21 protein-coding genes are annotated in these 17,701 nt (G+C 67.2%); 6 read left to right on the top strand and 15 right to left on the bottom strand.

The annotated features are described in order from the left end of the window. The first annotated feature begins 106 nt into the window (after window positions 1-106). Both AC1RSI_RS00340 and AC1RSI_RS00345 read left to right on the top strand, forming a co-directional pair. Window positions 107-718: a superoxide dismutase gene (locus AC1RSI_RS00340; protein WP_154726360.1), complete on the top strand. Its 612-nt coding sequence runs from the start codon at window positions 107-109 to the stop codon at window positions 716-718. Window positions 719-799: 81 nt separating this feature from the next. Then, window positions 800-1,735, top strand: a complete 936-nt coding sequence (locus tag AC1RSI_RS00345; protein ID WP_154726361.1) for an MBL fold metallo-hydrolase — start codon at window positions 800-802, stop codon at window positions 1,733-1,735. Window positions 1,736-1,756: 21 nt separating this feature from the next. Here the strand turns inward: AC1RSI_RS00345 and AC1RSI_RS00350 are convergent, their stop codons facing one another. Continuing rightward, window positions 1,757-1,963, bottom strand: a complete 207-nt coding sequence (locus AC1RSI_RS00350; RefSeq protein WP_154726362.1) for a hypothetical protein — start codon at window positions 1,961-1,963, stop codon at window positions 1,757-1,759. 252 nt (window positions 1,964-2,215) lie between these two features. Here AC1RSI_RS00350 and rpsD point away from each other — a divergent pair, with 252 nt between their 5' ends. After that, entirely contained in the window at window positions 2,216-2,833 is a 618-nt protein-coding gene (gene rpsD / locus AC1RSI_RS00355; protein ID WP_008260153.1) for a 30S ribosomal protein S4, read from the top strand. A 182-nt stretch (window positions 2,834-3,015) separates the two neighbouring features. Beyond that, window positions 3,016-3,390 (top strand): hypothetical protein, encoded by a 375-nt coding sequence (locus AC1RSI_RS00360; protein WP_008262318.1) that lies wholly within the window; start codon window positions 3,016-3,018, stop codon window positions 3,388-3,390. Between the two features lie 7 nt (window positions 3,391-3,397). Here the strand turns inward: AC1RSI_RS00360 and AC1RSI_RS00365 are convergent, their stop codons facing one another. Then, window positions 3,398-4,495, bottom strand: coding sequence for an NADH:flavin oxidoreductase/NADH oxidase (locus AC1RSI_RS00365; RefSeq protein WP_154726363.1), 1,098 nt, complete (start codon window positions 4,493-4,495; stop codon window positions 3,398-3,400). Window positions 4,496-4,770: 275 nt separating this feature from the next. Here AC1RSI_RS00365 and AC1RSI_RS00370 point away from each other — a divergent pair, with 275 nt between their 5' ends. Continuing rightward, window positions 4,771-5,151, top strand: a complete 381-nt coding sequence (locus AC1RSI_RS00370; RefSeq protein WP_154726371.1) for a hypothetical protein — start codon at window positions 4,771-4,773, stop codon at window positions 5,149-5,151. Here AC1RSI_RS00370 and AC1RSI_RS00375 read toward each other — a convergent pair. The 7 genes from AC1RSI_RS00375 to map form a co-directional block, all read right to left on the bottom strand. Further along, window positions 5,135-5,572, bottom strand: coding sequence for an acyl-CoA thioesterase (locus AC1RSI_RS00375; RefSeq protein ID WP_008258943.1), 438 nt, complete (start codon window positions 5,570-5,572; stop codon window positions 5,135-5,137). The two genes, AC1RSI_RS00370 and AC1RSI_RS00375, sit on opposite strands and share 17 nt — an antisense overlap. Further along, window positions 5,572-5,925 carry a Grx4 family monothiol glutaredoxin gene (grxD, locus tag AC1RSI_RS00380; RefSeq protein WP_008264037.1) on the bottom strand — a complete coding sequence of 118 codons (354 nt, stop codon included), beginning with the start codon at window positions 5,923-5,925 and terminating at the stop codon, window positions 5,572-5,574. The genes AC1RSI_RS00375 and grxD overlap by 1 nt, the downstream gene beginning before the upstream one ends. A gap of 80 nt (window positions 5,926-6,005) precedes the next feature. Beyond that, the gene (locus AC1RSI_RS00385) at window positions 6,006-6,914 is read right to left on the bottom strand and encodes an aldo-keto reductase family protein (protein WP_008261640.1); all 909 of its coding nucleotides are present in this window, start codon (window positions 6,912-6,914) and stop codon (window positions 6,006-6,008) included. Between the two features lie 4 nt (window positions 6,915-6,918). Then, the gene (locus tag AC1RSI_RS00390) at window positions 6,919-7,161 is read right to left on the bottom strand and encodes a BolA family protein (RefSeq protein WP_035308550.1); all 243 of its coding nucleotides are present in this window, start codon (window positions 7,159-7,161) and stop codon (window positions 6,919-6,921) included. A gap of 56 nt (window positions 7,162-7,217) precedes the next feature. Beyond that, window positions 7,218-7,742: a GNAT family N-acetyltransferase gene (locus tag AC1RSI_RS00395; protein ID WP_154726364.1), complete on the bottom strand. Its 525-nt coding sequence runs from the start codon at window positions 7,740-7,742 to the stop codon at window positions 7,218-7,220. Then, window positions 7,739-8,470: a RadC family protein gene (gene radC, locus AC1RSI_RS00400; protein ID WP_154726365.1), complete on the bottom strand. Its 732-nt coding sequence runs from the start codon at window positions 8,468-8,470 to the stop codon at window positions 7,739-7,741. The genes AC1RSI_RS00395 and radC overlap by 4 nt, the downstream gene beginning before the upstream one ends. A gap of 54 nt (window positions 8,471-8,524) precedes the next feature. Beyond that, window positions 8,525-9,343, bottom strand: a complete 819-nt coding sequence (map, locus tag AC1RSI_RS00405; RefSeq protein ID WP_035308556.1) for a type I methionyl aminopeptidase — start codon at window positions 9,341-9,343, stop codon at window positions 8,525-8,527. Window positions 9,344-9,692: 349 nt separating this feature from the next. Between map and AC1RSI_RS00410 the strand changes: the two genes are divergently transcribed. Then, window positions 9,693-11,015 (top strand): OmpP1/FadL family transporter, encoded by a 1,323-nt coding sequence (locus tag AC1RSI_RS00410; RefSeq protein ID WP_052005012.1) that lies wholly within the window; start codon window positions 9,693-9,695, stop codon window positions 11,013-11,015. A 116-nt stretch (window positions 11,016-11,131) separates the two neighbouring features. Here AC1RSI_RS00410 and AC1RSI_RS00415 read toward each other — a convergent pair whose 3' ends face one another. The 6 genes from AC1RSI_RS00415 to AC1RSI_RS00440 form a co-directional block, all read right to left on the bottom strand. Beyond that, window positions 11,132-12,664 carry a DEAD/DEAH box helicase gene (locus AC1RSI_RS00415; RefSeq protein ID WP_197019757.1) on the bottom strand — a complete coding sequence of 511 codons (1,533 nt, stop codon included), beginning with the start codon at window positions 12,662-12,664 and terminating at the stop codon, window positions 11,132-11,134. A gap of 233 nt (window positions 12,665-12,897) precedes the next feature. After that, the gene (pgm, locus tag AC1RSI_RS00420) at window positions 12,898-14,535 is read right to left on the bottom strand and encodes a phosphoglucomutase (alpha-D-glucose-1,6-bisphosphate-dependent) (RefSeq protein WP_154726366.1); all 1,638 of its coding nucleotides are present in this window, start codon (window positions 14,533-14,535) and stop codon (window positions 12,898-12,900) included. Between the two features lie 103 nt (window positions 14,536-14,638). Further along, complete coding sequence (gene ypfJ / locus AC1RSI_RS00425; protein WP_154726367.1) at window positions 14,639-15,493, bottom strand: KPN_02809 family neutral zinc metallopeptidase; 855 nt, start codon at window positions 15,491-15,493, stop codon at window positions 14,639-14,641. Window positions 15,494-15,559: 66 nt separating this feature from the next. Beyond that, window positions 15,560-15,958 carry a hypothetical protein gene (locus tag AC1RSI_RS00430; RefSeq protein ID WP_230307656.1) on the bottom strand — a complete coding sequence of 133 codons (399 nt, stop codon included), beginning with the start codon at window positions 15,956-15,958 and terminating at the stop codon, window positions 15,560-15,562. A 55-nt stretch (window positions 15,959-16,013) separates the two neighbouring features. After that, on the bottom strand, window positions 16,014-16,664 hold the full coding sequence (locus AC1RSI_RS00435) for a class I SAM-dependent methyltransferase (protein WP_154726369.1): 651 nt from the start codon (window positions 16,662-16,664) through the stop codon (window positions 16,014-16,016). Further along, window positions 16,661-17,629, bottom strand: coding sequence for a fatty acid desaturase family protein (locus AC1RSI_RS00440; protein ID WP_154726370.1), 969 nt, complete (start codon window positions 17,627-17,629; stop codon window positions 16,661-16,663). The genes AC1RSI_RS00435 and AC1RSI_RS00440 overlap by 4 nt, the downstream gene beginning before the upstream one ends. Window positions 17,630-17,701 lie beyond the last annotated feature (72 nt).

Genomic DNA, 17,701 nt, shown 5'->3' on the forward strand with positions numbered 1-17,701 from the left:
CAGGCAATGCAAATGGCCAAGCTGAACAAAAACTGGATTAATTCGCTTGGGTCAGACGCCACAGCCCCTAAATGGGGTTCAGAACAACCGTCTTCAGGAGACAGACATGGCCTTCACCCTGCCCCCGCTGCCCTACGCCTATGACGCGCTGGAGCCGGCCATCGACAAGGAGACGATGACCTTCCACCACGACAAGCACCACCAGACCTATGTCGACAACCTGAACAAGGCCATCGATGCGGCTGCGGATCTGCAGGGCAAGTCGCTGGAAGAAATCTTCACCAGCGTCTCGACCGCCCCCAAGGCCGTGCGCAACAACGGCGGCGGTCACTGGAACCACAGCCTGTTCTGGGAACTGCTGGCCCCCGCCGATCAGACCGGCGAACCCTCGGCCGAGCTGAAGGCCGCCATCGACAGCGACCTGGGCGGCATGGACAAGTTCAAGGAAGACTTCAACGCCGCCGGCGCCGCCCAGTTCGGCTCGGGCTGGGCCTGGCTGATCGTCCAGAACGGCAAGCTGAAGATCACCTCCACGCCGAACCAGGACAATCCGCTGATGGATGTCGTGGAAGAGCGCGGCGAGGTCGTCCTGGGCGCCGACGTCTGGGAACACGCCTATTATCTGAAATACCAGAACCGCCGCGTCGACTACCTGAAGTCCTTCTGGTCGGTGGTGAACTGGAACAAGGTCAACGAACTGTACGCCGCCGCCGTCTAGGCCTGGCCTAAGCGACAAGACGACGCCCGCCGGAACCTCCGGCGGGCGTTTTCGATTCAGCCTGCACACAGGAGTGAAACGATGCGGATTCTTATGGCGACGGCGGCCGTGACGGCCCTGACCCTGGCGGCCTGCTCCCCGGCGGCGAACGATCAGAAATCCGGCGAGCCTGCGCCGCCGAACCCGACCCAGACAGTCGCCGCCCCGGCGGAGAAGCCTGTCTATCGGTTCAAGATCGGCGCCCTGGACGCTATCGCCCTGTTCGACGGCCAGAACCCCGTGCCGAACGACAACAAGGTCTTCGGCGTGGGCCTGACGCCCCAGGCGGTCGCCGCCCCCCTGACCGCCGCCGGACAACCGGCCGATCCCATCATGCTGGAGATTCATCCGCTGCTGGTGCGGAACGGCGACCGGACCATGTTGTTCGACGCCGGTCTGGGCGCGGGCAAGGGTCAGTTGATGCAGAGCCTGCAGACCGCCGGCGTCGATCCGGCCAACATCACCGACGTGATGATCTCGCACGGCCACCCCGACCATGTGGGCGGTCTGGTCGCCGACGGCGCCCCGGCCTTCCCCAACGCCGCGATCCGGATGTCGGAGGCCGAATGGGCGTCGATCCGCGCCAATCCGGAAATGGCGGACCTGGTCCGCGTGATCACGCCCAAGGTCCAGGCCTTCCGTCCAGATGAAGAGGTCGCGCCCGGCGTGGAGGCCCAGGACACGGCCGGTCATACGCCGGGCCATGTCGCCTATCTGATCACCGACGGCCAGAACCAGCTGTTGTACACGGGCGACCTGATGCACCACTGGGTCCTGTCGGTCGAACATCCGGACTGGACCGTCGGCTATGACGACGATGCGACGGCGGGCAAGAAGGCGCGTCTGGATGAAATCACGGCCCTGCGGGCGTCGGGCGCACACATCTACGCCTATCACTTCCCCTTCCCTGGCCTGGGGAAGATCCAGACCCGGGAGGGCCGGGCGACGTTCATCAGCGAGGCGCAGCCGGCCGCCTGATCGTGGCCTGGCGTCGCGGGCTCAGCTCAGCGACGCCAGGCGCGCGCGTTCCGTCATGCGTTCGGCATGGTGCTGCCGCAGGGTGCGTCGCTGACGCAGCAACTCGTGGATCCCGTCGGCGAGATCCAGCAACTGGCTGTCGGACAGCGGTTCGACCAGGTCGATCAGCTTGTGCTTCAGCCTGTCAAAGGCCTCGTCGGTCAGGCCGGTCGTCGTCGAATGCGCCATTTCGCCCTCCGCGAGGGGATCAGGAGATGTGCCTCCGACGACAAAAAGATCGGCCGAGGTCGTGGGGTTCCTGTCCATCGTGCTTAACGCTCACCACGGCTTGACTCCGGGGACCTGTGTGGCGATAAGCGCCGCCTTCCACGTTTCCGGTTCGCCGGAAGCGGGATTGATGACGGAAGATGCGTGGACCGCCGTTGAGATCGCATTCCCAATCGAGGGGATGCCGGGCCGTATCGTCGAAAAGAGAATAGAATGTCCAAGCGCCACAGCGCCAAATACAAGATCGACCGGGCCATGGGTGAGAACCTGTGGGGCCGCGCCAAGTCGCCGGTCAACAAGCGTTCTTACGGTCCCGGTCAGCACGGTCAGCGTCGCAAGTCGAAGGTTTCGGACTTCGGTCTGCAACTGAAGGCCAAGCAGAAGCTGAAGGGCTACTACGGCAACATCACCGAGAAGCAGTTCGCCAAGACCTATGACGAGGCGGCTCGCCGCAAGGGCAACACCTCGGAAAACCTGATCGGCCTGCTGGAATCGCGTCTGGACGCCATCGTCTACCGCGCCAAGTTCGTCCCCACCGTCTGGGCCGCCCGCCAGTTCGTCAGCCACGGCCACGTCCTGGTCAACGGCAAGAAGGTCGACATCTCTTCCTACCGCGTGAAGCCGGAAGACGTCGTCACGGTGAAGGAAAAGTCGCGCAACATGGCGCTGGTCATCGAAGCCCAGCAGTCGTCGGAACGTGACGTGCCGGATTATCTGGAACTGTCCGACCGTTCGTTCTCGGTCCGTTACGTCCGCGTGCCGGAACTGACGGACGTGCCGTATCCGGTGAAGATGGAACCGAACCTGGTCGTCGAATACTACGCTTCGTAATCGAAGCCTTCTCTGGCGCGGCGATCGTCCCTCGGGCGACCTGAGCGGCAGCAGAAAATTGAGTTGGAAGGGCCCCGGATCCGTCCGGGGCCCTTCGTTTATCGGCCTGTTCCCTTCCGGGGCGAACAGGCGCATTCTCGGGCTGTTCAGGGTTCGACGGAGCAGGGGAGGCCGCCTAAGCGATGCGCGCCGTCTTCAAATCTATGGCGTTTATCGCCGCTGTGTCGGGCGTATCCGCCTGCGCGGGGGTGGATGCGCCCAGTGTTTCGACCGTGGGCATGCCCGGCGCGCTTGAACCGATCCACGCCGCCGCCTTCACCAAGGACGCGGCCGTCTTCTGGGTCAGTTCCAACGGCTGCACCCGCAAGGAAGACCTGATCCCCATCGTCAGCATCAAGGGCGCCGATGCGGTCATCACCCTGCGCCGCCTCGATGAGGACACCTGCAAGGAGCCCCTGGTCGACGGGGTCGAGCTGAAGTGGTCGTTCGAGGAGCTGGGCCTGGCGCCCGGCTCGCCCGTCAGCGTCAACAACCCCTATCAGCTGCCCCAGACCTGAGCCGCGCTTACCGGCCGTAACCCGGCCAGTGCGCCTTGCCCGCCCGCTCGTACTGGGGCGGCAGACCCTCGCCCTGGCCCAGGGCCACGGCGGCGTGGTGGGGCCAGTTGGGGTCGTCCAGAGCCGCGCGGGCGATGGCGATGATGTCGGCCTGGCCCGAGGCGACGATGTCCTCGGCCTGTTGCGGATCGAAGATCATGCCCACCGCCATGACGGCGGCGTCCGGCACGGCCTGTTTGACCGCCTCGGCGAAGCGGACCTGATAGCCGGGCTCGGCGCCCGGAATGTCGGCGCGGGCGACATTGCCGCCCGAGGTCAGGTGCAGATAGCCGTAGCCCATCTCATGCAGGGCGCGACCGAAGGCGATCACCTCGTCCAGGGCCACGCCGCCCTCGACCCAGTCGGACCCGTTGAAACGCACGCCCAGGGCCTTGGTCCTGGGCCAGGCCTCGCGCAGAGCCTGGGCCACCCGTAGCGGAAAGCGCATCCGCGCCTCGGCTGAACCGCCGTACTGGTCCGCGCGGTGGTTCGACAGGGGCGACAGGAATTCGGTGAGCAGATAGCCGTGGGCGGCGTGCAGTTCGACCAGGTCGAACCCGGCGCGGTCGGCGCGGCGAGCCGCGTCCTCAAAGGCGGCGACCACCCGGTCCATGTCGGCCTCGGTCATTTCGGCGGGAGTGTGCCAGTCGTCGCGGAAGGGCAGGGCCGAGGGGCCGTAGGTATGCCAGGCGCCCTCGTCCGGGCCCAGGGCGCGACCGCCCTTCCACGGCGCCGAGGTCGAGGCCTTGCGGCCGGCGTGGCCCAGCTGAACCCCGATGGGGGTGTGGGAATAGGTTCGGATGCCGCGCAGGATCTCGGCGAAGGCGGCCTCCTGTTCGTCGTTCCACAGGCCGGTGTCGTCGGGCGTGATCCGGCCGGCGGCCTCCACCCCGGTGGCCTCGATGATGACCAGGCCCGCGCCAGACACCGCCAGACGGCCGATATGCTGGACGTGCCAGGGCTGGGGCACGCCGTCGATCGCGGAATACTGACACATCGGCGCGATGACGATGCGGTTCTTCAGCGTCAGGGGGCCGATGCTGCGCGGCGAAAAGAGCTGGCTCATGGGGGCGTCCGGGGAGGGGAGAGGGACGGTAGCTATGCCGGTTGCAGTCGCGATCAAGGCCCGACCTTTCCGATTGTTCACCTGGCTTGCCGAAAATTCACGTGCCTGGCGCGTCGACGCGCGCCACAAAAGCGTCAAGCTCATTAGGGGATCACACCAATGCTTCGTCTCGCTCTCGCCATCGCCATCGCCGCCCCGCTGCTGTCGGGCTGCATCATCGTCTCGACCGAAAAGCCGACCACGCGGGTCATCACCGCCCCGGCGTCGGACCAATGATGCGCGGCCTGCTGAAGGGTCTGGCGGTCGCAGCGTGCGTCGCGCCGCTGCTGTCGGCCTGCGTCATCTATGACAGCGATGCGGGCGAGAACGTCTCGGTCAACGTGACCCGCAACGACGCCCCGCCGGCCGAAGCCATTCGCGAGGCGCGCTTTGCAGACGGCGCCCTGGTCGTCCGGGTCGATTCCAACGGCTGCACCCAGGCTTCGGACTTCGAAGTGTCCGTGGCCGAGAATTCGCCGACCGAGATCACCCTGCGTCGCACCAAGCCGGACCTGTGCAAGGCCCTGCTGCCCGACGGCGTGGAACTGCGCTGGACCTACGCCGACCTGGGCCTGGAGCCCGGCGCGCCGGCGCGGATCCTCAATCCGCTGAAGTAGTCTCGAACACCTTCAGCATCGACGACGGTATGCGCTGCGGCCTCAGGGTCGCAGCGTCCACCAGACACCATTCCGAGACGCCCTGGGCGCAGACCCGGCCCTCGGCGTCCTCGATGCGGACATAGCGGTTGAAGCGTGGTCCCTGCGGGTCGCCCACCCAGGTCCGGGCCACAATCCCGGTCGCGCCGGGCGCGATGGCGCGCAGATAGTCGATCTCGTGCCGCAGGGCGACCCAGGAGCATCGCGCCCGGGTCTCCGCGTCGAAGCGGGCGTTCCAATGGGCCGTGCCGACGTCCTGAAGCCAGCCGACATAGACGACATTGTTGACGTGGCCGTTGGCGTCGATGTGTTCGGGGCGGACCTCCAGCGGCACGACGAAGACCTCGCGATCCTCGCGCGGCGTCAGGACCGGGCGAGCCATCAGGCTTCGCCGAGCGGCACGCCCTTCTCGGCCATCAGGGCCTGAAGTTCGCCGGCCTGGAACATTTCGCGGATGATGTCCGACCCGCCGACGAATTCGCCCTTCACATACAACTGGGGAATGGTGGGCCAGTCGGTGAAGCTCTTGACGCCCTCGCGCAGGGCTTCGTCCTGCAGCACGTCGACGCCGACGAAGGAGGCCCCGACATGGTCCAGGATCTGGACGGCCAGCGAGGAGAAGCCGCAGCGGGGCTGGTCCGGCGTGCCCTTCATGAACAGCACGACGTCATGCTGGGCGACAGTGTCGCCGATGAAGGCGTGGACGGGATCGGCGGCAGGAACGGTGTCGGTCACGGGAGAGGCCTTTCGTGAAGGTCGTCAGCTAGGGAGAGGCGACGGCCGGGTCAAGGCGTGGTCGCGTCTATGCTTCGAGATCAGGCCGCAGCCGAGGCCGTGACCCGGCCCATTTCGATCTGGGCCGCCAGGCCCGGGGGCAGGTCGCGTTCCGGCGTCGAGGCCAGCATGCTCAGCCGTTCCACGTCATTGGCGCGTATGATGACGCTGGAGATGGTCGGATCGGTCAGGACATAGCTGAGGCAGATCGCCTCGGCCGGCCAGTTGGGCGTGCGATACAGGAAGCCGAAGGCGTCGCTTTGCCGCGATTGGGGCGGGCGTTTGGGCGCGCCGCCCAGGCCGAAGAAGCCCTTTTTCGCAACAGGCTCGGTTCCACGCGGTTTGGCGCGGCGGTCCGTGAAATAGTCGTAGGCGAAGACCGACATGTCCTGTTCGCGGGCGGCGCGGACACGATTGCGCAGCCTCCAGTCGGCGTTGATGTCGAACGGGGTCACCAGGGCGTCGAAGGCGCCGGTGGAGACATAGGTGTCCATGACCTCGCCGCCGCCCGCCACGCCCAGCAGCTTGATGCGCCCGGTGGCGCGCAGGGCCTTGAGCGCGTTCAGCGACGACTGCGGCAGTTCGTGCTCGCCCGGCTCGTGCAGCACCGCGACATCGATCCAGCCCAGGCCCGAGAAATGCAGCACCCGGTCGATGGCGCCGGTCATGCCTTCGGCCGAGAAATCGCGCGCCGCCTCGCGGCCTGCGCCGACGCCCAGGGTCAGGCTGACACAGACCAGCTTGCGATCCACATGGGCCAGGGCTTCGCCCAGCACCTCGGCCGCAACCGGATCGGCGGTCTCGAGCCGATAGGAATTCACCCCGGCTTCCAGGGCGGAATAAAGCAGGTTCAGCGCGCCCTCACGACCGCGCGCCAGATTGTCCAGCCCGAAGCTGAGGGTCAGGTTGGAAATGGCGGCGCCGGACACGCCGAAGGGGCGATAGCGCATGGAATCAAGCCTCCTTGGGCGGGGCGGCGGTTTCGAGCGCCAGGGCGTGCAGTTCGCCGCCCATCTGTCCCTTTAACGCGGCATAGACCAACTGGTGCTGGCGCACGCGCGGCATGCCGGCGAAGGCGCTGGAGACGATGCGGGCGCGATAGTGGTCGCCGTCTCCGGCCAGGTCGTCGATGGCGATCTCGGCGTCGGGAAAGGCCTCGACCAGATGCTGGCGCAGGGTTTCGACGGACATGGGCATGGGCGGGGCTCTTGGATCGTTCTCCTTCAGCATGCCCGATAAACCTTAATGCCGGGCTACGCCTGTTTCGGCCGTTCAAAGAGCTGAACCGGACCGTCCTTGTAGGTCGTCGTCGCATAGGGGCGGTAGCCGACCCGTTCCGCCAGCCGAACGGAGGCGAGGTTCTCCGGCGCGATCATGCAGACAGTGCGTGCGGCCGGCAGGCGGACGTCCGCCCAGTCCAGAACCGCTTGCACGGCTTCAGAAGCGAAGCCCTGGCCTTGGAAGGCCGGCGAAAGGCCCCAGCCCAGTTCGGGGTCGGTCAGGGGCGGATCGATCAATCGTCGGTGATCCAGTATCGAGACGCTGCCCAGATAGGAGCCGTTGTTCACCAGGCGGACGGTCCAGGCGCCGTAGCCGGCGACGCTCCACTGTCCCAGGTCGCGTAGCAGCCGAAACCAGACCTCCTCGCTCGTCAGGGGCCGACCCGTGATGTGGCGGGTGAATTCTTCGTCGGCCCAAAGCGTGATCAGGGGGCTTAGGTCGTTCACCTCGACCGGTGTCAGAACCAGCCTCTCAGTCTTGAGAATTTCAGCGTTCACATCAGGCCCAGTTGCTTGAAGCTGGCCACCCCGTCGCGGCCGACGACCAGATGGTCGTGAACCTCGACGTTAAGGGCTCGGCCGGCCTGCACAACCTGTTTCGTGATCTCGATGTCGGCGCGGCTGGGGGTGGGGTCGCCGGACGGATGGTTGTGGACCAGGATCAGGGCGCTGGCCGACAGTTCCAAGGCCCGTCGCACCACTTCGCGGGGATAGACGGGGGCGTGATCGACGGTGCCGCGGTTCTGCACCTCGTCCAGGATCAGCTGGTTTTTCTTGTCAAGATACAGCACCCGGAACTGCTCGCGCGGCTCGTGCTGCAGGGCGACTCGCACATAGGCCAGCAGCGCCGTCCACGACGAGATCACCGGCCGTTTCGCCGTCGGCTCGCGCGCGATCCTGCGGGTCACGTCGAAGATCAGCTGCAGGTCCAGCGCGACCGCCCGCGTCGCCTTGCCGGGCACATAGGCCAGGGTCCGCGCCACCTGGTCCTCGACGGCCTCGTGACTGGCGGCGCCTATGCCCTCCAGCCCGCCGAACCGGGCCAGCAGATCCTTGGCCAGCGGCTTGACGTCCTTGTAGGGGATGGAGCGGAACAGCAGCAGTTCCAGCAGCTCATAGTCGGGCAGGGCGCCCAACCCGCCCTTGGCGGCCCGTTCGCGCAGCCGGTCGCGATGGCCGCTGTGACGCGGCTTCGGTTTGGGTTCGGGTGTCAGGTCGTCCAGCATGTCCCCTGCCTCTTCTGCCGCAACCTGTGCGGAAGACGAGGGGGGATCAAGGGTTCAGTTGGGGCGGAACAGTCCGGCCGGGCTGACGGTGAAGATTTCCAGCCCGTCTTCCGTCACCCCGATGGTGTGTTCGCACTGGGCCGACAGGGACTTGTCGCGCGTCACGGCGGTCCAGCCGTCGGACAGGACCTTCACGTGCGGCTTGCCCAGGTTCACCATCGGCTCGACGGTGAAGAACATGCCGGCCTTCAGCACGGCGCCCTCGCCCTTGCGGCCGTAGTGCAGGACATTGGGGCTGTCGTGGAAGACCCGGCCGATGCCGTGGCCGCAGAAGTCGCGCACCACGCTCATGCGCTGGGCCTCGACGAATTTCTGGATGGCGAAACCGATGTCGCCGAAGGTGTTGCCCGGCTTGACCTGTTCCAGGCCCAGATCCAGCGACTGATAGGTCACGTCGATCAGCTTCTTGGCGCGGGCGTTGATCTCGCCGACCGCATACATGCGGCTCGAGTCGCCGTGCCAGCCGTCGACGATGACCGTGTGGTCGATGTTGACGATGTCGCCGTCCTTCAGGACCCGGTCGCCGGGAATGCCGTGGCAGACGACGTGGTTGATCGAGGTGCAGACGGTCTTCTCGTAACCCTTGTAGCCCAGGCACGCCGGCAGGCCGCCGTGGTCCAGAGTGAACTCGCGGATCAGGTCGTCGATCGTGCTGGTCAGCACGCCCGGCTGAACATGGGGGGTGATCATGTCCAGCGCCTCAGCGACCAGACGGCCGGCCTTGCGCATCCCCTCGAAGTCCTCCGCCTGGTGAATGCGGATGGCGCTGGTGCGGACCAGGGCGTCGGTTTCGAGATCGGGCGTTTCGTACATGGTTCAATCAGCAGCGGCGGGTATTTTCAGATGACCATCCTATCATGGATACGCAAGGCGATTGTGCGGCGGTCAAGGATTCCTTACCCGACGTCATGGCAGACTGTGTGTTGCACGACACTGTCGCCTGACGGAATGAACCTGCCGCCGCGTAACCTCTCGCCGGTGTGATCGTGTGCGATTTTTCCGACACAGTTTCGCCCGTTTCCCGGCCGAGACCCGCCACGCATGCAACGTTTTCCTGACGAAAGCGCTGCCGTGCACAACCCTCCCCGATACCCACCGCCGCGTCTGATGGCGGGGGCAACACTATAGGAATGGCTTAATGACTCCCAGGAATCTCGCTCGTATGGGCGGCATCGCCCTGACCACCGTCCTGCTGGCCGGCGTCGCCGCGCCTGCCATGGCCGGTTCGTTCTACGTGCAGGAACAATCGACCCGCGGCCAGGGCCGCGCCAACTCGGGCGAAGGCGCCGACAAGGGCGTGCAGTCGCTGTGGTGGAACCCCGCCGCGATCGCCGGAACCCAGCGCCAGGTCTACACCGGCATGCACGGCCTGATCCTGGACTCAGACGTCAATGATCGCGGCTCCAGCCTGACTTACAACGTCCCCACCCCGGCCATCGTCAGCCGGACTGCGCCGGTCAACGGCGATCCGCACGTCCATAACGTGGTCGAAAGCGGCATCATCCCGAACTTCGCCGTCTCCATGCCGATCGGCGAGCGCTTCAACGTCGGCATGGCCGTCCAGGCGCCGTTCAACTTCACCACCAAGTACGAGCCGACCGATTTCGCCCGCTACGACGCGCTGACGTCGGAGCTGCGCTCGGCCAATGTCAGCCTGGTCGCCGCCATGACGGTCACGGACTGGCTGGACATCGGCGCCGGCTTTGACGCCCAGTACGCCAAGGCGACCCTGAGCTCGGCCCTGCCGAACGTGGCCATCCCCGGCGTCTTTGCTCCGACCTATGCCGTCTCGCCCAGCACCGACGGCCGCAACCAGCTTGAAGGAGACGGCTGGGATTACGGCTGGAACGCCGGCGCCCAGATGCATTTCGGCAAGCTGGACCTGGGTCTGTCCTATCGCTCCAAGATCGAGCACGAGCTGGAAGGCACCGTGAACCTCTCGGGCCTGACCGGCGTTCTGGCGGCCGCCAACGTCTCGGCTGACGGCGTCGCCAGCTTCACCACCCCCTGGTACGCCACCGTCTCGGCCCGTTACGCCGTCAATGACCGCCTGACGCTGAACGCCCAGGTCAACCAGATCGGCTGGAGCGAGTTCGACGCCATCCGCGTGACCTATGGAACGTCCGGTTCCTCGACCATCGTTCAGGACTATGACGACGTCACCTCCGGCGCGATCGGCTTCGACTACAAGATCGATCCGACCATGACGGTCCGCGCCGGCCTGGGCTACGACCCGACCCCGACGCCGGACGATCACCGCACCGCCCGTATCCCGGACGGCGACCGGTTCCTCTACACCGCCGGTCTGTCGAAGAGCGTGGGCTCCATGACCTTCGACGGCGCCGTGACCTATATCGACATTGATACGGCCACGATCAACGACACCCGCGACGTGTATGGCAACGGCCTGGTCGTCTCCACCCTGCGCGGCGAGGCCAAGGGCCACGGCGTCGGCTTCTCGATGGGCGCGACCTGGAACTTCTAAGGTCCACAGCCATCGGCTGAAACAAGAACGGCGGCTCCTGCAAAGGAGCCGCCGTTTTTTGTCGTCGATTTCCGGTCCGCCACCCTCGGGGCAAGCCCGAGGGTGGCGAGCGGGGATCAGGCCTTGGCCGCGCCGCCGTAGCCCTTGCCGCCGTTCGACGGACGGCGACGGGGACGGCGCTTCATTTCGCCTTCCGCAGGCTTGGCGTTGTCGTTGATCGAGGGCACGCGCTCACCGGCCAGGGGGTTGTAGGCGCGCTCGGGACGCGGAGCGGCCGGAGTCTCGCCGGGACGGGCGCGGCGCTGGCGATGCGGCTGGCCGCCGCCTTCCGGACGGACGCCGTCGCGGTGCGGCACGCGGCTGCGCCCACGACCACCCCGGCCGCCTTCATTGCGCTCGCCGCCCTCGCGTTCCGGCATGGTCGCCTTCTTGCCGACGCCGGTCGCCATGATGGTGGCGTCCAGCTGGCCCAGGGCCTTGTCGTTGCGGCGGTCGATGGCCGGGATCTTCTGGCGCGTGACCTTCTCGATATCCTTCAGCAGCTTCATCTCGTCGCCGGCGACGAAGCTGATGGCGGTGCCGTCGGCGCCCGCGCGGGCCGTCCGGCCGATGCGGTGCACATAGGCCTCCGGCACATGGGGCAGTTCGAAGTTCACGACGTGCGAGACGCCGTCTACGTCGATGCCGCGCGCGGCGATGTCGGTGGCGACCAGGACGCGCAGCTTGCCCTTCTTGAAGGCGTCCAGCGTGCGTTCACGCTGGGGCTGGGACTTGTTGCCGTGGATGGCGCCGGCCTCGACCCCGCCCGCTTCCAGATAGGCCGCGACCTTGTCGGCGCCGTGCTTGGTCTTGGTGAAGACCAGGCAGCGCGTGTACTCGGGATCGCTGAACATTTCGGTCAGCAGGGCGCGCTTGCGGCCCTGTTCGACGTGGACGACCGACTGGCTGATGCGCTGGACGGTGGTGGATTGCGGCGTGACCTGGACCTTGACCGGGTCCTTCAGCAGCTCGCCCGCCAGCTTGCCGATCTCGGTCGGCATGGTCGCCGAGAAGAACAGGTTCTGGCGCTTGGCCGGGATGCGGCTGACGATCTGGCGGATCGGCTTGATGAAGCCCAGGTCCAGCATCTGGTCGGCTTCGTCCAGGACGAAGATCTCGGTCGAGGACAGGTCCAGGTTCTTCTGCTGGATGTGGTCCAGCAGACGGCCGGGCGCCGCGACCAGGATGTCCAGACCCTGTTGCAGGGCCCGCTCCTGGGCGCCGTATTTCACGCCGCCGAAGATGACCGCGACCCGGAAGCCCAGGTGGGCGCCGTAAGCCTTGAAGCTGTCGCCGATCTGGGTGGCCAGTTCACGCGTGGGCGACAGGACCAGCACGCGCGTCGTGCGCGGCTTGGGGGCGATGCGGTTCTCGGCCAGGCGATGCAGGATCGGCAGGGCGAAGGCGGCGGTCTTGCCGGTGCCCGTCTGGGCGATGCCCAGCAGGTCCTTGCCCTGCATGACGTCGGGGATGGCCTTTTCCTGGATCGGGGTCGGCTTGGTGTAGCCTTCCGACGCCAGCGCCTGAAGAAGGGCCTTGTTCAGGCCCATGGATTCGAATGTGGTGCTCACAGCAGTGTCTTTCGCGTGCGGCAGAGCGCTTTCAGCCATGGCATGACGCCTTAGGGCCGCGCACCGCCAGTCCCGGCCGGGCTTCGGAAGGAAGCCTGCGGGGTGGATCGGGCGCCGCCCCGCGTGTCCGGGCAGCGAATGAACTTGAGGGGCCGGCGGCTTCTACAGACAGGTCCGAGATGGACTTACACGCGCTGGAGACGCCGGAGATCGCGATTGTGCGACGCAGCGCAAATGGAGGTTCGCGGACATAAAGTCAAGCCTCAAGCCCTTCAGCCCGCCAGGGCGGCGGCCACGAGCGTCTTGGCCTCGGCCTGGACCTGGGCCAGGTGATCCGCTCCCAGGAAGGACTCTGCGTAGATCTTGTAGACGTCCTCGGTGCCCGACGGGCGGGCGGCGAACCAGGCGTCGGCGGTCACGACCTTGAGCCCGCCGATGGCCTCGCCATTGCCGGGGGCCTTGGTCAGGATGTCGGTGATCGGCTGACCGGCCAGGGTGGTGGCGGCGACGTCGGCGGAGCTCAAGGCGGCCAGACGCGCCTTCTGCGTCCGATCTGCGGGGGCGTCGATCCGGGCATAGGCGGGAGCGCCGTATTGTTCGGTCAGGCCGGCATAGAGCTGGCTGGCGCTCTGACCCGTGCGGGCCTGGATCTCGGCCGCCAGCAGACACAGCAGCAGGCCGTCCTTGTCTGTGGACCAGGCCGTGCCGTCGCGCCGCAGGAAGGTGGCCCCGGCCGATTCCTCGCCGCCGAAGCCGACGGTTCCGTCCAGAAGGCCGGGCACGAAATGCTTGAACCCGACCGGCACCTCCAGCAGGCGGCGGCCCATGCCGGCGACGACGCGGTCGATCATCGAAGACGAGACCAGGGTCTTGCCCACCGCCACGTCCGGGCCCCAGCCGGGACGGTTGACGAACAGATAGGCGACGGCCGCCGCCAGGAAATGATTGGGGTTCATCAGGCCGCCGTCGGGCGTGACGATGCCGTGGCGGTCCGCGTCGGCGTCGTTGCCGAAGGCCAGATCATAGGCCGATCCGCCCTGCATCATCCGGATCAGATTGGCCATGGCGCTGGGCGACGAACAGTCCATGCGGATCTTGCCGTCGGCGTCCAGCGGCATGAAGGCCCAGCGCGGATCGACGATGTCATTGACCACGGTCAGGTTCAGCCGGTGCCGGTGGGCGATCTCGCCCCAATAGGCCACGGCTGCTCCGCCCAGCGGATCGGCCCCCATGCGGACCCCGGCGTCGCGGATGGCGTCCAGGTCCAGCACGCTGGGCAGGTCGTCGATATAGGCGCCCAGGAAGTCGAACCGGCCGGCCGTGGCGTAGGCCCTGTCGAACGGGACGCGCTTCACCTCGGCCAGGCCGCCCTCAATCAACTGGTTGGCGCGGGCGGCTATGGCGCCCGTGGCGTCGCTGCCGGCCGGACCGCCGGAGGGGGGATTGTATTTTATGCCGCCGTCGCGCGGCGGATTGTGCGACGGGGTGATCAGGATACCGTCTGCCTGACGGCTGTTGTCGCGGTTGTAGGCCAAAATGGCGTGGGAAACGGCCGGGGTCGGGGTGAAGCCGTCGCGGGCGTCGATCAGCACCTCGACGCCATTGCCGACCAGCACCTCCAGCGTCGTGCGCCAAGCCGGTTCGGACAGGCCGTGGGTGTCGCGACCGACGAACAGCGGGCCGTCGATCCCTTGCGCCGCGCGATATTCGGCGACGGCCTGGGCGATGGCCAGGATGTGGCTCTCGGTAAAGGCGCCGTCCAGAGCCGAGCCCCGGTGTCCCGAGGTGCCGAACACCACCCGCTGGGCCGGGTCGGCCATGTCGGGCCGGCCGGATCCATAGGCGCCGATCAGGGCGTCGAGGTCGATCAGGTCTTCCGGAAGGGCCTGGCGGCCGGCGCGAGCGTGCATGGGAATGTATCCGTCGGTCTGTGCGTCGCTGGGGCGCGCGAGGCGGTGTTAGGGGCGCGGGACCAGACCCGCAACCCGCAGAATCCATCACCGAAAACCTTGTTCAGGCGCCGCTGAAGGTGTCGCAGACGGCCGGGTCGCCCGACTGATAGCCGCGTTGCAGCCACTCGACCCGCTGGGCTGCGGAGCCGTGGGTGAAGCTCTCTGGCGAAACGCGCCCGCCGCCCCGGCGTTGCAGGGTGTCGTCGCCGATGGCCTGGGCGGTCTTCATGCCCTCCTCGATGTCGCCGGGCTCCAGGGCGACCTGGCCGTTCGAGACGGCCGAGGCGTTTCTGGCCCAGACGCCGGCGTAGCAATCGGCCTGAAGCTCCAGCGCGACGGAATACTGGTTGGCTTCGGCTTCCCCCTGCGCGCGCTGCTGGGCCTGACGGACCTGGGCCGAGGTTCCGGTCAGGGTCTGGACGTGGTGGCCGAACTCGTGGGCGATGACGTAGGCGCGGGCGAAGTCGGCGCCCGAGGCGCCCAGTTGCGTCTCCATCTCCTGCCAGAAGCCCAGGTCCAGATAGACGGTCCTGTCGGTCGGGCAATAGAAGGGGCCCATGGCCGATTGGCCGAAGCCGCAGCCGGTCGATGTACCCTGTTCATAGATGACCACCTTGGGCGGTTCGTAGCCGTTCAGCTTCTGGGTCCAGACGTCGTTGATATTGCCCCCGACGACATCGACGAACCGACCGGCCTGATCTTCAGGCGTCCCGACCTGACCCTGCTGCTGCTCGGCGCCGACGCCGCCGAACTGGCTGGCCAACTGGGTTGTGGTCGCCGGATCTATGCCGAAGACCAGATAGCCGATGATCGCCAGGACCCCGACGCCGATCCCGCCGCCCGCCAGCGCCCCGCCGCCGAGACCTCGGCGATCCTCGATCCCGCCGCCGCCTGTCCGTCCGCCCTGCCAGCGCATGCCCGTTCCCTCCGCCTGATCCGTCTTGAAGCTAGGCCGGAACGCGGAGGAAAGGGAAGGGATGCGTCAGTTCGGCCGATCCAGCCAGTCGTCGATCTGGGTCACGCCCTGGCGGGTCTGTTGGCGACGAGCGGCGGCGCCTTCGCGCAGGCTGCGCTCCTGGGCGACGTTATACAGGGGGCGGGCGGGGACGGCCGGCGACACGGTCGGTTCGCGCGCGGCCTCGATCTGCATCAGGCGCTGACGGGTTTCGATCTGCTGCTGTCGGGCCAGGGCGGCGTTGGCCTCGGATTGTCGCCGCAGCCGGTCGTTTTCATAGCGATGCTGGTCGGCGATCGCCGCAGGACCGCCGCCGGGATAGGCGCCGTAGGGCGCGGCGTAAGGCGGGACATAGGGCGGGGTTTGCGCCACGGCGCTGGAGGCCATGGCGGCGATCACTATGGAAAGGGTCGCGATCAGTCTCATGTCCTTGAAGATGGGCGGCGACGGCGCGAGAGGCAAGCGCGGCCGCGCCGTGACCTCAGGGCATGGCCCAGACGGAGGATCGCTTGATTTCCAGGTCCTCCAGCTCTCTGGTCGTCGGCACGCTGTATTCGGCCAGGAAATCCAGGCCCGAGCGGGGAAAATAGGTGCGGCCGGGATCGCCGATCAGGACACGGGTTCCGGCGGCGCGGGCCTGGCCCAGCCAGGCCAGCACGGCCTCGGTCATCGGCTTTTCGTAGCAGATGTCGCCGGCGCAGATGACGTCCACGGCCGGCGGCGGGGCGTCCAGCAGATTGAGCGGTGTGAAGCCCAGGGCCACGCCGTTGGCCTGGGCGTTGGCGGCGACGGCGGCCTGGCAGAAGGGATCGATGTCGGCGCACAGGACCGAGGCGGCGCCCGCCCGCATGGCCGCCACCCCGACCAGGCCCGAACCGGTCGCGAAGTCCAGCACCCGCTTGCCGACGACCTCTTGCGGGTGATCCAGCAGATAGCGGCTCAGCGCCTGGCCGCCGGCCCAGGCGAAGGCCCAGAAGGGCGGCGGCAGGCCCAGTTCGCCCAGTTCCTCTTCCGTCATGCGCCAGATCGGCGTGATCTCGTCCGCCAGCCACAGCGAGATTTCCGGCGCGTGGGGCACGGGCTGGAGACGTGTGTTGGCGTGGATGAAGGCGGCCGGATCGGGGATGGTCATGCCCGGCGACGCGTCGCGGTCTTCAGCACGTCGGCATACCCGGGCGCGACCTCCATGCCGGCGGCCTGGGGACGGGTGTGGACGGCGCGGTGCAGGGCCGGCAGCTTCCAGCACGGCACATGCATGAACAGGTGATGTTCGGCGTGGAAATTGACCCAGTAGGGGGCGATGAAGGCCCGCTCCCACCAGGCGGCGCGGGTGGTGCGGGCGGCGCGGAAGGCGTCGGCGGCCGAGCCCTCGACGCAGGCGTGTTCGGCGATGTTTCTCAGCCGCGTCACCATCGGGAACCAGGTCGCCATCGGCAGCAGCCACAAGGCGAAGAAGGCCCACCAGACCCCCGCCGCGACGAAGCCCGCCAGCAGGAGGGCGTTGAAGGCGAGGAAGGGCAGGACCGAGCGGCCGGTGACGACGGCCTCATATTGGTGGGCGCTATCGCTCATTGTTTGTGCGCTATGGCCCTTCGGGCTGCCTGAGCGCCGTTGGGCCAGCGGCAGCAGCACCCGCTGCTTGAAGAAGGTCTGGCCGGTCAGGTCGCGGATCAGCTTGCGCCGCAGGGAGGCGGGCGAGACGGGGAAGGGCGCCGACAGCATCAGGTCGGGATCCTCCGGCTGTTGGGCGAAGCGGTGGTGGGCCAGGTGATAGGGGCGATAGGCGGTCAGGCTGGCGCCGATGGGCACGGCGCACAGCCAGTGGCCGAGGAAATCGTTCAGCCGCAGGTTCCGGGACAGGCCGCCGTGCGCCGCCTCGTGCATCAGGATCGCCAGACCCAGCTGGCGCGTGCCGATCACCATGACGCACAGCGGGATCAGCCAGGGGATCAGCACCCCCGCGACGACCGCAATCGCGATCACGGCCCAGCAGTGGGCGACCAGCAGCGGCCCGACCCAGGCCGAGCGGGCCTGGAACGGAGCCCATTCCTCGGGCGTGAACAGGGCGGATGCGGCTAAGCGCGGGGCGGCGGGCATGGCGGCAGTCTAGTCCCTAAGGCGGGTCTGGACAAAGCAATGCGATGATGTGTGGTGTTCCTTACAAAAAGT

The organism is Brevundimonas sp. GW821-FHT10E09 (assembly GCF_058809375.1).

Excerpts from the sequence above, each read along its gene's own strand:
- pgm (WP_154726366.1), bottom strand. The coding sequence starts at position 14,535 with ATGCACGCTCGCGCCGGCCGCCAGGCCCTTCCGGAAGACCTGATCGAC.
- AC1RSI_RS00415 (WP_197019757.1), bottom strand. The coding sequence starts at position 12,664 with ATGGCTGAAAGCGCTCTGCCGCACGCGAAAGACACTGCTGTGAGCACC.
- AC1RSI_RS00410 (WP_052005012.1), top strand. The coding sequence starts at position 9,693 with ATGGGCGGCATCGCCCTGACCACCGTCCTGCTGGCCGGCGTCGCCGCG.
- AC1RSI_RS00360 (WP_008262318.1), top strand. The coding sequence starts at position 3,016 with ATGCGCGCCGTCTTCAAATCTATGGCGTTTATCGCCGCTGTGTCGGGC.
- AC1RSI_RS00345 (WP_154726361.1), top strand. The coding sequence starts at position 800 with ATGCGGATTCTTATGGCGACGGCGGCCGTGACGGCCCTGACCCTGGCG.
- radC (WP_154726365.1), bottom strand. The coding sequence starts at position 8,470 with ATGCTGGACGACCTGACACCCGAACCCAAACCGAAGCCGCGTCACAGC.
- AC1RSI_RS00365 (WP_154726363.1), bottom strand. The coding sequence starts at position 4,495 with ATGAGCCAGCTCTTTTCGCCGCGCAGCATCGGCCCCCTGACGCTGAAG.
- AC1RSI_RS00375 (WP_008258943.1), bottom strand. The coding sequence starts at position 5,572 with ATGGCTCGCCCGGTCCTGACGCCGCGCGAGGATCGCGAGGTCTTCGTC.
- AC1RSI_RS00385 (WP_008261640.1), bottom strand. The coding sequence starts at position 6,914 with ATGCGCTATCGCCCCTTCGGCGTGTCCGGCGCCGCCATTTCCAACCTG.
- AC1RSI_RS00390 (WP_035308550.1), bottom strand. The coding sequence starts at position 7,161 with ATGCCCATGTCCGTCGAAACCCTGCGCCAGCATCTGGTCGAGGCCTTT.
- rpsD (WP_008260153.1), top strand. The coding sequence starts at position 2,216 with ATGTCCAAGCGCCACAGCGCCAAATACAAGATCGACCGGGCCATGGGT.
- AC1RSI_RS00440 (WP_154726370.1), bottom strand. The coding sequence starts at position 17,629 with ATGCCCGCCGCCCCGCGCTTAGCCGCATCCGCCCTGTTCACGCCCGAG.
- map (WP_035308556.1), bottom strand. The coding sequence starts at position 9,343 with ATGTACGAAACGCCCGATCTCGAAACCGACGCCCTGGTCCGCACCAGC.
- ypfJ (WP_154726367.1), bottom strand. The coding sequence starts at position 15,493 with ATGCGCTGGCAGGGCGGACGGACAGGCGGCGGCGGGATCGAGGATCGC.
- AC1RSI_RS00435 (WP_154726369.1), bottom strand. The coding sequence starts at position 16,664 with ATGACCATCCCCGATCCGGCCGCCTTCATCCACGCCAACACACGTCTC.
- AC1RSI_RS00340 (WP_154726360.1), top strand. The coding sequence starts at position 107 with ATGGCCTTCACCCTGCCCCCGCTGCCCTACGCCTATGACGCGCTGGAG.
- AC1RSI_RS00350 (WP_154726362.1), bottom strand. The coding sequence starts at position 1,963 with ATGGCGCATTCGACGACGACCGGCCTGACCGACGAGGCCTTTGACAGG.
- AC1RSI_RS00430 (WP_230307656.1), bottom strand. The coding sequence starts at position 15,958 with ATGAGACTGATCGCGACCCTTTCCATAGTGATCGCCGCCATGGCCTCC.
- AC1RSI_RS00370 (WP_154726371.1), top strand. The coding sequence starts at position 4,771 with ATGCGCGGCCTGCTGAAGGGTCTGGCGGTCGCAGCGTGCGTCGCGCCG.